We start from the raw sequence: 12,098 nt of genomic DNA, 5'->3' as shown, positions 1-12,098 counted from the left end.
CCCATGTGAGAGTAGGTCATCGTCAAGATTAAATTCCAGAACCCCTGATTGCTTATGCAGTCAGGGGTTTTGTTTTGGGCGGTCGGAAAGTATGGCGAGCTTGCTGGCGAAAAACTCCAACGGTAACGCGGGCTTCCTGATGCCACGCATTGGTCTAAATCCCCTCGTCCCAATCCCCCCTCGCGCGCACAAACGCTACTGAATCCCCCGACAAATTTGCACAGTTATTTCTGAACCAGAACACTAGAATAGGCACCTAATCTTTTTTAGAGTCCGAGCCCTATATGCCCGACCCGGTTGATACCCTTGAGGTGTCAGACTTACCGCTGGACGAACTGGTGGCATGCCATGAGTGCGACCTGCTGATGCGCAAGCCGGAGCTTGCCCGCGGTGAAAAGGCCCAATGCCCACGCTGCGGCTACGAGCTGTACGCTCACCGCCACAACGTCGTTGAACGAAGCCTGGCGTTAGTGATTGCCGCGCTGCTGTTGTACGTCCCCGCGAACTTTTTACCCATCATGCAGCTCAATCTACTCGGGCAGTCCTCGCAGGACACCGTGTGGACCGGCGTGGTCGGTCTGTTCGACACCGGTATGCAAGGCGTCGCCGTGGTGGTGTTCCTCTGCAGCATGGGCATTCCATTGCTCAAGCTCCTGTGCCAACTGGCGGTATTGCTGAGCATCCGCTGGAACATCGGCCGTAGCTACGGTCTGCTGTTTTATCGCATCTACCATCATCTGAAAGACTGGGGGATGCTCGAGGTCTACCTGATGGGCGTGCTGGTGGCGATCGTAAAGCTGGCCGACATGGCCACCATCACCGTTGGGCTGGGCCTGGCCTGCTTCGTAAGTCTGTTAATGGTCCAGATACTGCTGGAGGTGGTCATGTCACCTCACCAGATCTGGGAAGCGCTGTCAGGAGAGGATGCTCATGCGGGCGATTGATGCGGGCATTCTGATCTGTACCGAATGCCACGAACTAAACAAACAAGACCCGGACACCGACGAGCAAACCTGCACCCGTTGCGGCGCGCTGGTCCACGCCCGTCGTCCGAACAGCCTGACGCGCACCTGGGCGCTGCTGATCACGGCAGCCATCTTGTACATCCCGGCCAATTTGTTGCCGATCATGACCGTAAGCTCCCTGGGCCAAGGCGATCCGAGCACCATCATGTCCGGCGTGATCCAGTTGATGCAGCACGGCATGTTCCCGATCGCCGCTGTAGTGTTTATCGCCAGCATTCTGGTGCCCACCTTCAAGCTGGTGGGCATCGGCTTGTTACTGTTCTCGGTGCAGCGTCACCAGCCACTTTCCGCGCAACAACGCATTATCATGTACCGCTTTATCGAGTTCATTGGCCGCTGGTCCATGCTGGATATCTTCGTGATTGCCATCCTGGTGGCAGTCGTAAACTTTGGGCGACTTGCCAGTGTCGAGGCCAATCTCGGTGCCGTGGCGTTCGCCAGTGTGGTGATCTTGACGATGCTTGCCGCAGTAACTTTCGATCCCCGACTGATTTGGGATAACACGGAGTCGGACGACGACCATGAGTGATTTGCCTAAGGCTAAAACCCGCCCAGCTTCCAACTGGTCGGCCATTTGGGTGCTGCCCCTGATTGCCCTGATCATCGGTGGCTGGTTGGGATGGCGTGCGTACAACCAGCAAGGTATCGAGATTCAGGTACGCTTTGAAAGCGGCGAAGGCATCCAGGCCAACAAGACCGAAGTGGTCTACAAAGGCATGTCCGTGGGTAAGGTCAAGACCCTGGCCCTGGATGACGAAGGTAACAATCGCGGGGTGATTGCTACCATCGAGATGAACAAGGATGTGGAGCAATACCTCAAGACCAACACCCGCTTCTGGCTGGTCAAGCCAAGTGTCAGCCTGGCCGGGATCACCGGCCTGGAAACCCTGGTCTCGGGTAACTACATCGCCGCCAGCCCAGGCGATGGTGAGCCGACGCGCAAGTTCAAGGCCCTGTCCGAAGAACCGCCTTTATCCGACGCCAAGCCCGGCCTGCACCTGACGATCAAAGCTGATCGACTCGGCTCGCTGAACCGTGGCAGCCCGGTGTTCTACAAGCAGATCCAGGTCGGCCAGGTCAAAAGCTACCTGCTCTCCGAAGACCAGACCACCGTTGAAATCAAGGTCTACATCGAGCCGACCTACGCCAGCCTGGTGCGCAAACACACGCGTTTCTGGAACGCCAGCGGCATCAGCATCGACGCCAACCTTTCCGGCGTAAAAGTCCGCAGTGAATCCCTGGCCAGCATCGTTGCCGGCGGTATCGCCTTCGCCACGCCGGAGAACCGCAAGGACAGCCCACCGACGGACCCGAGCCTGCCGTTCCGCCTGTACGAAGATTTCGATGCAGCCGCGGCGGGCATCAAGGTCAAAGTCAAACTCACCGACTTCGAAGGCCTCCAGGCGGGCCGCACCCCGGTGATGTACAAAGGCATCCAGGTCGGCAGCCTGAAAACCCTGAAGATCGATCCGGACCTGTCCAGCGCCAATGCCGAGTTGACCCTCGACCCACTGGCCGAAGACTACCTCGTCCAGGACACCCAATTCTGGGTGGTCAAGCCGTCTATCTCCCTGGCGGGCATCACCGGGCTGGAAGCGTTGGTCAAAGGTAACTACATCGCCATCCGTCCCGGCGACAAGGGCACCGCGCCACAACGGGAGTACGTCGCCCGCGCCAAGGCGCCGCCACTGGACCTGCGTTCCCCCGGCCTGCACATGGTGCTCTTCACCGACAACCTCGGTTCCCTGGATGTCGGCAGCCCGATCCTCTACAAGCAGGTCAAGGTCGGTTCCGTGCAGAGCTACCAGTTCTCCCGCAAGAACAAGCAACTGGTGATCGGCGTCCATATCGAGAAAGAATACGAAGGCCTGGTCAATGGCTCGACCCGTTTCTGGAATGCCAGCGGCGTGACCCTGACCGGTGGGCTTACCGGCGGCATCCAGGTGAAAAGCGAATCCCTGGCCAGCCTGATGGCGGGCGGTATCGCCTTCGAAACCCCGGAGCCGAATGTGCCGCTGAAAAAGCGCATCCCGCGTTTCCGTCTGTTCCCGGATCGCGAAGCCGCCAACCAGCACGGTACGTTGGTGACCATCAAGGTCGACCGCGCCGATGGCCTGCGCCCGGGTACGCCAGTGCGCTTCAAGGGCCTGGACGTAGGCAAGATCGAAAGTGTCGACCTGAGCGCCGACATGCAATCGGTGCTGCTCAGCGCGCGTATCACCCAAGTGGCCGACCGCATTGCACGGGCCGGCAGTCAGTTCTGGGTGGTCAAGCCTGAACTGGGCCTGATGAAAACGTCGAACCTGGAAACCCTGGTGACCGGCCAGTACATCGAAGTACAGCCAGCGACCAAAAGCATCGGCCCACAGAAGAGTTTCGTCGCGCTGGACAAGCCGCCAGAAGCCGTTCATCAGGAGGAGGGCCTGAGCCTGGTACTCAGCGCCGCACGCCGTGGCTCGTTGAAGGAAGGCGTTCCGGTCACTTACCGCGAAGTCACCGTAGGCAAAGTTACCGGCTACGAGCTGGGCCAGACCGCCGACCGTGTGCTGGTTCACATCCTGATCGAGCCCAAGTACGCGCCTCTGGTGCGCAGTGGCAGCCGGTTCTGGAACACCAGCGGCTTCGGGCTCGACTTCGGCTTGTTCAAGGGCGCGACTGTTCGCACTGAGTCCCTGGAGACCCTGGTCGCCGGCGGCATCGCCTTTGCCACGCCGGACGGCGAGCGTATGGGCAACGCTGCACGGCCCCAGCAGACCTTCCCGCTGTTCGACAAATTTGAAGATGAATGGCTGACCTGGGCGCCTAAAATCCCACTCGGCAAATAGACCGAGGCGCGGCCTTCGCGAGCAAGCCCGCTCCCACATTTGACCCAGTTCCCATTGAAGGAACCCGATTGAATGTGGGAGCGGGCTTGCTCGCGAAGAGACCCTCAAGAACACAAAAAAAGGCCGCGATCCAGAAGATCGCGGCCTTTTTGCATTTCAGCGCAACTGATTAAACCTCATCCAGCTCCGGCTCATCCGCCTGCACATTCACCGTTGCCTTCACCACATCGTGACGACGGATGTACTTCCAGTCCGCCTCATCAATGTAGATCCCGTTCGGCCCGCTGCCGCCTTCCAGGTCGATTGCCACCTGGGCGGAAACCTGCGGCTTCACACTCGCCAGAATCGGCACGAAGCCCAGTTGCAAGCTGGTCTCCAGCAATGCCGCCTGGTTCTTCTCATCGATGTCCGCGGCTTCATCGAGGTAGTACGGCAGGCGCACACGACCGGCCTGGTCGCGGTCCATCAAGTGCAGCAACAAATACATGTTGGTCAGCGCCTTGATGGTCATGGTGGTGCCGTTGGAGGCGGCGCCATCGATGTCGGTGTGAATGATCGGCTGGCCGTTGACCTTGGTGATCTCGAACGCCAGTTCGAACAAGTCCTTGAGGCCCAACTGGTTATGGTTGGCCGCAACCAGGCGCGCCAGGTATTCCTTGGCTTCCTCGTTCTTGTTGTCCTGCTCGGCGCTCTGGCTCAGATCGAACACCGACAGGGTTTCGCCTTCTTCATACTGACCGGCACTGTGGATGATCTGGTCGATATGCTTGAGGGCTTCCTTGTTCGGCGCGAGCACGATGCGGAAGCTCTGCAGGTTGGACACCTGGCGCTTGTTGATCTCACGGTTGAACAACGCCAACTGGTGCTCAAGGCTGTCGTAGTCGCTGCGGATATTGCGCAAGGTGCGCGCGATATCCGTGACCGCCGCCCGCCGGGCCTTGCCCAGGGTCAGGGCTTCATCGGTACGGTGCGCGTAAGCGTTGATCAGCAGATGCAGGCGGCGCTCCATATCGTCTTCACTGTCGAACTTGGCCACGCCCTTGAGGCGCACCTGTGCGTACAGCGCGTCGATCTGGCCATCAGCGCGCAGCAGGCCTTGCCAGCTGTCCTGGTAGTCATTGAGCAGCGGCAGCAGGTTGTCCATGGAATCGTCGACCGGGTCCATGAACGGCGTACCAAACGGCAAGTCTGCCGGCAGCAACTGGCGACGACGCAATGCGTCATCCAGGGTGCGCTGCTTGGCTTCCATATCACCAATCTGCCGGCCTACCAATTGCAGCTTGGCCGACAGTTGCTGGACGCGCTCGGTAAACGCATCGCTGGAGCGTTTCAACTCGTCCTGGGCCGCTTCCATCTGCGCCAGGCTTTCCAGCTTCTCGCCTTCCTCGGCGCTCAGGGTTTGTGCACGGCGGAAATCTTCCAGCGCCTTCTGCGCGTCCAGTACCTGTTGGTACAGCGCTTCAGTCTGGGTCTTGCTCGCCGCGCGGTCGGCCGCCACGGCTTGCTGGGTTTTCAGTTGCTTGAGTTCTTTTTCCAGACGCTCTTTCTGGTCGCGCAACGCGGCGCGGTCAGCCAGTGCCTGCAACGCCGGTGGCTCGATGTGCGAGATGTCGATGGCCAGCCCCGGCACTTCAAAACGCTCGCCCTTAAAGCCATCAAGGATCTGCTCCAGGGATTTCACCCACAGGCCGTCCTCGTCCAGCGTGATGCCATGCTCACCCAGCGGCAAGCTGAACAGCGAACTGTTGAACAGGCGCATCAGACGCTCGACATCCTGCTGCGAGAATTCTTCCCGCAGCTTGGCGTAGCTGTTGTTGTCGGCGTGATCGAGTTGCTGCTTCACCGACTTCAGGCGTTTTTCCAGGTCCCGCAGACGTTCGTCCAGATCCTCGGCGCTGAACTGACGCGACTGCGCCAAGGCCCCGGCCAGTTCATCGTGAGCATCCTTGGCGGCCAGCAGTTGCTGCTCCAGCACCTTGACGTCATCCACCAGCGCGAAGCGGTGCTTGAGCACTGACAGCTCACCCAGCCAGCGCTGAATCCCGCTGATTTCCCGCTCCAGGCGCATCAGCTCCTGAGTGCCGCCGCGCTGGTCGTTCTGCAGCGAATCCTGCTCGTTGCGGTAATGCTCGGCCTGGATCGTCAGTTCTTCCTTGCGCGCACTGGCGTAGTCCGACCAGGTGCCCAGCAACGAATCCAGCAGCGGTGACAGGCGATGCAGCTTGCCCCGCAGAATGTCCCGCTGCTTCACGCCGTTGGCCAAGGCTTCTACCAGAGGGCCGGCAGCCACCAGCGAGTTGTAGTCCTGCTCCATGCGTCGTACATCGCGGAAGGCTTCTTCGCACGCCGCGATGTAATCGACACTGCCGGAACGCAGGCTGTGTTCGAACGCATCCAGAAACAGCTGCTTCAACTTGGCCGCGGTGATTTCCCGCATGTGCAGCAAATTGATAAACAGCGCGCGGAAGGTCTTCAGGCTCTGCTCGCTGGTGGAGCGCAGCGGAATCAGGGTCAGGTCCAGCGGGATCGACGTATGGCCGCCCACCAGCAAACGCCGCAGCTCATCGGGCTTGAGCTCATAGGCTTTCAGGCCTTCGCGCTCAAGGTTGGTGAACAGCTCTTTCTGGCGCAGGCAGGTGTCGTTCTTCTGGTAGTGCGCCAGGTCCAGCTTGCCGGCGTAGGCAAAGAACTGGTGACCGAAACCACCGCCCGGGCCGCGACCGACCACGCCGATCACGTGCGGGCCATGGGGAAGCGAGACTTCCACGAGGATGTAGCTGGTGTCGGTGGCAAAGTAGAAACGCCGGGATTGCTCCAGGGTGTACTTGCCGAAACTCATGTCCGACATGCGCGCCAGAATCGGGAACTGCAAGGCGTTGATCGACGCCGATTTGCCGAGGTTGTTCGCGCCGTACACCGACAGCGGTTCTTCCAGCGGGAACAAACCCAGGCTGTAACCGGCGGTGTTCAAAAGGGCGAAGCGGCGAATGCCGTAGCGTTCCTTGCTCATGCGTCGGTCTCCTGTTCTTCGGCAATGGCGCGGGCCAGGGCGTCTTCTTCGCTTTCTTCTGCAAAGTCACTCAAGTCCAGCGGGTCATCGGTCTTCAGCAGTTTTTCATCGCTGTCTTCGTCGATGATCACCGGGGCCGGCAACGGCAATACGCTGTGGATGCTCGCGGCCAGGTCGCGGTCTTGCTGGACCGAGAGGCACACATCGAGGAAGCGGTGCATCGGCGGCAGGAAGCGGTAGATGCCGTTCTCTTCACCGGCAAAACCCAGCTGGGTCATGCGGCGCATGATTTTTTCTTCCAGTTCCTCGACGGTCTGCACTTCGGCCTGGATAAACAGGTCGCGGTACTTTTCCAACAACGACGGCAGTTCGTCACGGCCCAGGCTGCCACCGTCGAGCACGGCGATCGGGTCGCGGCCCTGGTCGGCCAGGTGCTCGACGATGATGAAGGTGAACAACGCCAGGCGCTGGGCGGTCTTGTTGACCTGCGCGGCGGCCACGGCCGAGTCCGGCACGAAGTAGTAGAAACCCCGCGTGTCGCACACCAACTCAAAGCCCAGGGCCTTGAACAACGTGCGGTACTGGTCCTGGAAGTTCGACAGTTGGGCGTATAGCTCCGGGTCGCGGCGGCTGACGTGGTAACCCTTGAACAGCTCGCGAAAGATCGGCGCCAGCTGGGACAGTTCGGATAGATCAAGATGCATGAGGGGTGCTCGCAGAATTCCCGGCCGTATCAATACTGGCTGGAAGCAGGGCGAATGAGCGCAGGCTGACCTGGTGCTCGTGAGTGTGGTAATCCCGTCGTTCCAGACGTTCGCGCTTGAAGCGTTTTTCCCGCGACAGGCGTGAGAACCAGTACAGCAACTCGTCGGTTGCGCCGTCCGGTTCCTGCTCCAGCAGCCAGGTCATCAGGTCCGGCATCGGCAGCGCGTCTTCACAGCGCTCGAGCATTTCCTTGACCGTGCGCGGTGCGCGAGGGGCTTCGCCCTTGTGGGATTTATGCGCCTTGGGGAAACGCGCCGGCTTCGGTTCGAAGTTGGCCAGGGCGTACACGTAGGCTTCGACCTGGCTGGCACTGCCGAGAAAGGTGCTTTGCGGCCGGGTGAACATCGGCATCGCCGCTTGCGGCACCGCGTCCAGGCCCTTGCGGCGAATCGCCGACAAGGCCAGCGCCGCGCCCCGGGTCACGGCATTGTGCCGGCGCGCTTCTTCCCGCAACGGCAGCAGCAGTTCCCGGGCGTGACGCAAGGTCAGTTGGGCGCTGGTCTGCATTTCGAGGATGCGCGCGTGGGTGCGCAGCAGCATGTCGTCGTCCACCAGGTGGCCGAGGCGCTGCTGCTCGGTGAGCATGCGCAACAGTACGTTTTCCACCTTGCGCACGCCTTGTTCGAAGGCGCCGTCGGCGTTCACCAGTTGAATCATCGGCTCGACGTATTCGTCCCAGGTCGCCAGTACTTCGGCGTAGCGCTGGCGCAACGGGATCTGCCGGTCGCTGGTCTTGGCGCGATCGGCCACGGCAGCGAGGGCCTGTTCGTCGTTGGCGAGTTTTTTCAGCACGTCGCGCACGCGCATGTCCAGCAGGCGCAATTGGCGCGCCAGGTCATGGCCGTCGCGGATGTCGAAGGCGTCCTGGATATAACCCGCCAGGCGCTCAAGGTGGCGCAGGTAGGCTTCGATTTCCAGGCACAGGCCTAGCCGGTGCTCCTTGCGAAGATACGCCAGGAAGTCGTGGATCTGTGCGTTGAGCTCGAAACGGTTCGGGCTCTTGGCGACAGGCACCAGGATATCCAGGCGAATCCACACGTCCAGCAGGCTGGTGATGTCCTGTGGCGTGCTGTCCAGTTGTTGGGCGGCCAGCTGGGCGCGCAGTTCGCTGAGGCTCAGGGTGCCTTGGTCGAAGTGTTCGCACAGTGGCTCAAGCAGGGCCCAGTGTTCGGCGAGGGCGCGCAAGACGCGCTTGGGTTCGATCATCGGAATGGCCGGCTGGTTAGCGATTAAAAGCAGCGATTGTACTGCATCGGTGCCGGGATTTATCCACAGCCGGTCGTGAGGCGCTCACCGGAGCGATCAACTGCGGGCGATCTTCGTCGAAGGGCGGTAGAATCCCTGTTCTTTAGTTATCCACAAGTGGCCGACCTTTGCTTATCGAGTCCCGACGTCGCGCTTACTTGACCGCCATGCAGGTGGTCAACTGGCTGCCGCGCACTGAATTACCGTTCGCCGCCCCTTCGCGGCCCGAGCTGCTGGAGGCCCCGGAACCGTTCGAGGCTTTCGAGCCTTCGGGTGAGGAGGCGGCTGCGCCGGTGCCGCTGGTCAAGCCCGTGGCAGAAACCCCGGTGGTCCGGCCAAAGGTCGAAGTGCCGCGCCCGTCGCCGGTGGCCAAGCCGGTCGTCGCCGAAGAGGCGCCTGCCGTGGTCAAGGCTCCGGTCGTACCGCCGCCACGCTTTGCCCTGCAACTGCTGCGGGCCGGGCGATGCCTGCTGCTGGTGGAGTTACCCACAGGCGAGCGCTTCCAGGCCCGCGACCCGGCCTATCTGCTGCTCAAGGACATGTTGCGCGCCGCCGGCCTGCCCGACAGTCCGCAAATCGTTGGCGAGCCGGTGCGCTGGCCGCTGCTGGCCCGGGGCACCATGGACCAGGGCCCGGAAGCTGCACGGGATTTTGTGCAAGGTTTTGTCTCGGCGCGCCTGGAAGACGAACCCTGCGTGTGCCTGTGGCTGATCGGCCTGCCCGCCGTGCGTTTTGCCGGCGAAGCGAATGCCGAGGCCTGGTACCGCGAACTGCAGGTCGAAGGCCTGGGCTCCGTCTGGGCCCTGCCGGGCCTGGAACTATTAATGGAAGAGCCACAGCGTAAGGCTGATGTCTGGCAAGCCATGCGCCGGCTGATGGCGCGCTGGAAAAGTACCGATGAGTGAAGCTTTATCCTTCCGCCCGATGACCGAGGCGGACCTCGACGCTGTACTGAAGATCGAATACGCAGCGTTCAGCCACCCCTGGACCCGCGGGATTTTTCTCGACGGGCTGGGCAAATACCAGATCTGGCTGATGTTCGAAGGCGAGCAGCAGGTGGGTCACGGGGTGGTGCAGATCATCCTCGATGAAGCGCATTTGCTGAACATCACCGTCAAGCCGGAAAACCAGGGCCGTGGCCTGGGCTTGAGCTTGCTGGAGCACCTGATGTCCCGGGCCTACGAGGCCAAGGCGCGGGAATGTTTCCTGGAAGTGCGCGACAGCAACACCGGCGCGTTCCGGCTGTACGAGCGTTATGGTTTCAACGAAATTGGCCGTCGGCGGGATTATTACCCCGCCGTCGGTGGCCGCGAAGATGCGGTGGTGATGGCCTGCACCCTGGTCGACTAAACACAGGGCCCAATGTGGGAGCGGGCTTGGTGGGAGCGAGCAAGCCCGCTCCCACATTCAGTTCGGCAGGGTGTCAGCGGTTGCCGTCTACTGGATCGATATCGGCCAACTCGGCCTCATCCAGGCCATTGCCGCCGCCGATCTCGTCTTCATCGACGATACTCAAATCGTAATCCGCCGGATGGTCTTCACCTGCTTCCTGCGCATCCCGCGCGCCATCCTCATGGATCAGCGTTTCCGGGCTCATGTCATCATCGGTTGAATCATGATCGTCAGTGGAAGCACCGGTCATCCCGGCTTCGCGCACCCGTTCGTCGGGCATCAGGTGCTCACGCTCCCGAGGCGGAATTTCGTCGCCGATTTCCGCAGTCGGCTCCTCCTTGTCAAAATCCAGCTCGCGCATTTCGCCCATGCGATCTTCGTTGTCATCAATCGGTTCCGGCTGTGTAGCGCCGTAGGGACGTCGTGATTCAGTCATGGCGATTCCTCATACTGTGGGGCTTATAGTGTGTGGACAGGCATGGCTCCCCAAGATTCAAGAAATTGCCGCCGGCTATCTTTATTGTTGGCGTGACCCGGACGGGCGGTCGAGTGTCAAAACTGCGCATCATTCCTGAGGCTTTCCCTGATGAACGAACTACAAGACTTGCTTGATAACAACGAACGCTGGGCGGATGCGATCAAACAGGAAGATCCCGAATTCTTCGCCAAGCTCGCCCGCCAGCAAACCCCGGAATACCTGTGGATCGGCTGTTCCGACGCCCGCGTGCCGGCCAACGAGATCGTCGGCATGCTGCCTGGCGACCTGTTTGTGCACCGCAACGTGGCCAACGTGGTATTGCACACCGACCTCAATTGCCTGTCGGTGATCCAGTACGCAGTCGACGTGCTCAAGGTCAAACACATCCTGGTGACCGGCCACTATGGCTGCGGTGGCGTACGCGCTTCGATGCAGGACAACCAGTTGGGCCTGATCGACGGCTGGCTGCGCACCATCCGTGACCTGTACTACGAAAACCGCGACGTGCTGGCCCAGTTGCCCACGGAAGAGGAACGCGTAGACCGCCTGTGCGAACTGAACGTGATCCAGCAGGTGGCCAACGTCGGCCACACCAGCATCGTGCAGAACGCCTGGCACCGCGGGCAGAGCCTGTCGGTTCATGGCTGTATCTACGGGATCAAGGACGGCCGCTGGAAAAGCCTGAACACCACCATCAGTGGCTTCGAGCAATTGCCGCCGCAATACCGCCTGCGCCCGCTGGGTGCGGTCTAAGGGCTTTTGCGTTCGCGCCACTGCTCCATGAATTGCTGACCCTCGGGATTCAACGGCTCCTTCATGCCGGTGATCCAGCCCCGACAGTTGAGCTCGCCGCACTGGCAGCGAAACTGTCGGAACAATACGTCCTCGGTGTGGGCGTAATCCATGGTCAGCAGGGCGCCAGCGGGAATGGGTTGAACGGACCACAGTTCCAGGTACGTCATGTCGAGAAACGCGTTCGGGTTGCACGAGTGCGAAAGCAGGCCGCTGAACCACGGGTCGTACAAGTGGATACGCGAGGACATCTGCACCGTATGCAGGCGCCGCTCATTCAATGCGTAGCCGGACACCCTGGCGATGCACATACGGCTGTCAAAGGCGACGCGGGTCTTGATTCCGTCGCCTGAACCGTCTCGGGTACGCACCACTTCATAATCGCGAGCGCGGGGGTAGCCGTGTTCGGTGAGGGCGGTCGCGAACGGGTAAAGACACTGACTCACAGCGGTTTTAGCCTTGTCCATGGCTTGAGTTTTCATGACTCTCCAGGAGGGGCTGCATCGACCTGCCGGTGGTGTCTTGACTGCCAGTCTTGCAGCGGATGGGCGCGGCTCAAGACTCGC

The 12,098-nt window shown here is 60.9% G+C and carries 11 protein-coding genes; 6 read left to right on the top strand and 5 right to left on the bottom strand.

What is annotated here, in order from left to right; genetic code table 11:
- Window positions 1–284 precede the first annotated feature (284 nt).
- From AC3WKX_RS17160 to AC3WKX_RS17150, 3 genes are read left to right on the top strand one after another with little or no spacing between them, the layout of a single operon-like run.
- The gene (locus tag AC3WKX_RS17160) at window positions 285–944 is read left to right on the top strand and encodes a paraquat-inducible protein A (protein WP_017478595.1); all 660 of its coding nucleotides are present in this window, start codon (window positions 285–287) and stop codon (window positions 942–944) included.
- Entirely contained in the window at window positions 931–1,554 is a 624-nt protein-coding gene (locus AC3WKX_RS17155; protein WP_003214366.1) for a paraquat-inducible protein A, read from the top strand. Before AC3WKX_RS17160 ends, AC3WKX_RS17155 begins: the two co-directional genes overlap by 14 nt.
- The gene (locus AC3WKX_RS17150) at window positions 1,547–3,850 is read left to right on the top strand and encodes a PqiB family protein (RefSeq protein ID WP_003214369.1); all 2,304 of its coding nucleotides are present in this window, start codon (window positions 1,547–1,549) and stop codon (window positions 3,848–3,850) included. The genes AC3WKX_RS17155 and AC3WKX_RS17150 overlap by 8 nt, the downstream gene beginning before the upstream one ends.
- 169 nt (window positions 3,851–4,019) lie before the next feature.
- On the opposite strand, the gene mksF is transcribed toward AC3WKX_RS17150, so the two are convergent.
- The 3 genes from mksF to mksB are packed head-to-tail and all read right to left on the bottom strand — an operon-like array spanning window position 4,020 to window position 8,831.
- On the bottom strand, window positions 4,020–6,860 hold the full coding sequence (gene mksF, locus AC3WKX_RS17145; RefSeq protein WP_008437530.1) for an Mks condensin complex protein MksF: 2,841 nt from the start codon (window positions 6,858–6,860) through the stop codon (window positions 4,020–4,022).
- Complete coding sequence (gene mksE, locus AC3WKX_RS17140) at window positions 6,857–7,564, bottom strand: Mks condensin complex protein MksE (protein WP_003214375.1); 708 nt, start codon at window positions 7,562–7,564, stop codon at window positions 6,857–6,859. The genes mksF and mksE overlap by 4 nt, the downstream gene beginning before the upstream one ends.
- Window positions 7,554–8,831, bottom strand: coding sequence for an Mks condensin complex protein MksB (gene mksB, locus AC3WKX_RS17135; protein ID WP_003214377.1), 1,278 nt, complete (start codon window positions 8,829–8,831; stop codon window positions 7,554–7,556). Before mksB ends, mksE begins: the two co-directional genes overlap by 11 nt.
- 206 nt (window positions 8,832–9,037) lie before the next feature.
- On the opposite strand from mksB, the gene AC3WKX_RS17130 reads away from it, so the two are divergent.
- Both AC3WKX_RS17130 and rimI read left to right on the top strand, forming a co-directional pair.
- The gene (locus AC3WKX_RS17130) at window positions 9,038–9,775 is read left to right on the top strand and encodes a hypothetical protein (RefSeq protein WP_003214379.1); all 738 of its coding nucleotides are present in this window, start codon (window positions 9,038–9,040) and stop codon (window positions 9,773–9,775) included.
- A complete protein-coding gene (rimI, locus tag AC3WKX_RS17125; RefSeq protein WP_003214382.1) occupies window positions 9,768–10,220 on the top strand; it encodes a ribosomal protein S18-alanine N-acetyltransferase in 453 nt (150 codons plus the stop codon). The genes AC3WKX_RS17130 and rimI overlap by 8 nt, the downstream gene beginning before the upstream one ends.
- 73 nt (window positions 10,221–10,293) lie before the next feature.
- On the opposite strand, the gene AC3WKX_RS17120 is transcribed toward rimI, so the two are convergent.
- Window positions 10,294–10,698, bottom strand: coding sequence for a hypothetical protein (locus AC3WKX_RS17120; RefSeq protein ID WP_003214383.1), 405 nt, complete (start codon window positions 10,696–10,698; stop codon window positions 10,294–10,296).
- A 150-nt stretch (window positions 10,699–10,848) separates the two neighbouring features.
- Here AC3WKX_RS17120 and can point away from each other — a divergent pair, with 150 nt between their 5' ends.
- Window positions 10,849–11,493: a carbonate dehydratase gene (gene can / locus AC3WKX_RS17115; RefSeq protein ID WP_003214385.1), complete on the top strand. Its 645-nt coding sequence runs from the start codon at window positions 10,849–10,851 to the stop codon at window positions 11,491–11,493.
- On the opposite strand, the gene AC3WKX_RS17110 is transcribed toward can, so the two are convergent.
- Window positions 11,490–12,014, bottom strand: coding sequence for an SET domain-containing protein-lysine N-methyltransferase (locus tag AC3WKX_RS17110; protein WP_102604741.1), 525 nt, complete (start codon window positions 12,012–12,014; stop codon window positions 11,490–11,492). The genes can and AC3WKX_RS17110 overlap by 4 nt on opposite strands.
- Window positions 12,015–12,098: the final 84 nt, after the last annotated feature.

The organism is Pseudomonas sp. GP01-A4 (assembly GCF_058780865.1).
The sequence above is the reverse complement of the archived record's forward strand: the minus strand, read 5'-3'. Positions and strand labels throughout refer to the sequence as shown.

Coding starts and splice junctions, on each gene's coding strand:
- AC3WKX_RS17160 (WP_017478595.1), top strand. CDS start 285: ATGCCCGACCCGGTTGATACCCTTGAGGTGTCAGACTTACCGCTGGAC.
- AC3WKX_RS17155 (WP_003214366.1), top strand. CDS start 931: ATGCGGGCGATTGATGCGGGCATTCTGATCTGTACCGAATGCCACGAA.
- AC3WKX_RS17150 (WP_003214369.1), top strand. CDS start 1,547: ATGAGTGATTTGCCTAAGGCTAAAACCCGCCCAGCTTCCAACTGGTCG.
- mksF (WP_008437530.1), bottom strand. CDS start 6,860: ATGAGCAAGGAACGCTACGGCATTCGCCGCTTCGCCCTTTTGAACACC.
- mksE (WP_003214375.1), bottom strand. CDS start 7,564: ATGCATCTTGATCTATCCGAACTGTCCCAGCTGGCGCCGATCTTTCGC.
- mksB (WP_003214377.1), bottom strand. CDS start 8,831: ATGATCGAACCCAAGCGCGTCTTGCGCGCCCTCGCCGAACACTGGGCC.
- AC3WKX_RS17130 (WP_003214379.1), top strand. CDS start 9,038: ATGCAGGTGGTCAACTGGCTGCCGCGCACTGAATTACCGTTCGCCGCC.
- rimI (WP_003214382.1), top strand. CDS start 9,768: ATGAGTGAAGCTTTATCCTTCCGCCCGATGACCGAGGCGGACCTCGAC.
- AC3WKX_RS17120 (WP_003214383.1), bottom strand. CDS start 10,698: ATGACTGAATCACGACGTCCCTACGGCGCTACACAGCCGGAACCGATT.
- can (WP_003214385.1), top strand. CDS start 10,849: ATGAACGAACTACAAGACTTGCTTGATAACAACGAACGCTGGGCGGAT.
- AC3WKX_RS17110 (WP_102604741.1), bottom strand. CDS start 12,014: ATGAAAACTCAAGCCATGGACAAGGCTAAAACCGCTGTGAGTCAGTGT.